Here is a 1,587-nt window from a genome sequence, read left to right on the forward strand (position 1 = left end):
CCACTTGCAGGAGCCCGTAACCGCGCGTACAGACATGGCATCGGGTTTGGGGCAAGCGAGGTGGCGACGAGAGCGCGGGGACCACGTCGCTTGGGGCCGGTCGCGTATAGCTATGGGCTGCGAGCCCGCGATCGTATCTGACCGCCCCTGCGGCCCACCCGATTGGCCTGCGAGGCCGGAGAGGTAGTTGCCGAGTGGAGCCCCCCGCCGTCGCCTGCGCTCACCGTGAAAGGAGGCTGTATGCCACGGTTTATTGGGTTGGATATTCATAAGACGGTTGTGGCGGGATGTGTGGTGGATCCCCACGGCACCGTCTGTACGCGACTGCGCTTCCCCCTCACTCGGACGACGCTGGCCGCCTGGGCCCGCCAGCTCACCGCCGAGGATGCGGTCGCGGTCGAAGCGACCACCAATACCTGGGCCGTCATCGCCCTGTTGCAAGAGACCCCGGCGCGACTCGTCGTGAGTAATCCGCTCCGCACCCGGGCGATTGCCACGGCCAAGATCAAGACGGATCGAGTCGATGCGGAAGTCTTGGCCCAGCTGCTGCGCTGCGACTATCTGCCGCCGGTGTGGATTCCCGATGCGGCGACCTTGGCCGCTCGCCGCCTGACCACCCGCCGGAGTAGGCTGGTGGCGGAACGGACGCGGCTCAAGAATCGCCTCCACAGTGTGCTGCATCAGCTCTTGCTGCCCTGTCCTGTCGCCGATCTCTTTTCGCGTGCGGGACTGGCCTGGCTCACGACGGTCGAGTTGCCGGCCGCCGAGCGCGCAGCGGTCGATGCCGATGGCCGCCTGCTCGCGGCGGTCGAGCAGGAACTGACCGCGCTGGAGCAGTCGCAGGTCGTCGACGCGGCCGCCGATCCCCGCGTCCGGCTCTTGCTCACGTTGCCCGGCATTGATGTCGCCGTGGCCACGGCCTTGTTGGCCGCCATCGGTGAGATCAGCCGGTTTCCCACCCCCGCTCGACTCGCGGCGTACCTGGGCCTCGTGCCCTCGGTCCGTCAATCGGCCCAGCACTGTTACACCGGCCACATCACCAAACAGGGCGCCAGTCATGTGCGCTGGCTGCTCGTCCAGGCCGCCCAACATCTGGACCGGCACCCCGGCCCCCTTGGGGCCTTCGTCCGCAAACTCCAGCGCCGCAAAAATCGCAACATCGCCATCGTCGCCGCGGCCCGCAAGCTCGTCACCCTCGCCTGGCACGTGCTCCGCTCCGGCGAACCCTATCGCTATGCGGTGCCTCGGGCCACCCAGGAGAAGCTCGCCCGCCTCCGGCGACGCGCCACTGGTCAACGCCGCCAGAGCGGGCCACCCCCCGGCACCCCCCGGGCGGCGGCGTATGGGACCGGTCAGCGGACTCGAGGCATCCCGGCGCTCGCGACGGTCTATCAGCAGGAAGGCCTGCCCGCGCCTGGCCCCATGCCTTCCGCCGAGTCGCGCGTCCTGGCAACCGATCCCGCCGTGCACCAGTTTGTCACGAGTCTCCAGGTCAGTCACCACCGGCCACGCGCGCGTCAACCTGCGCTGCACACCGCCAAGACTGACACCCATGGAGCACAGCCAGGTTGACATTGTCAGAGGTAG

At 68.4% G+C, this 1,587-nt stretch carries 1 protein-coding gene; it reads left to right on the plus strand.

Features of this window, described 5'->3' with window-relative positions; genetic code table 11:
* Window positions 1-240 precede the first annotated feature (240 nt).
* Complete coding sequence (locus tag ACE3UY_RS13460) at window positions 241-1,572, plus strand: IS110 family transposase (protein ID WP_374688024.1); 1,332 nt, start codon at window positions 241-243, stop codon at window positions 1,570-1,572.
* Window positions 1,573-1,587 lie beyond the last annotated feature (15 nt).

It is taken from the genome of Promineifilum sp. (SeqCode) (assembly GCF_041918635.1).
GTDB lineage: Bacteria > Chloroflexota > Anaerolineae > Promineifilales > Promineifilaceae > Promineifilum.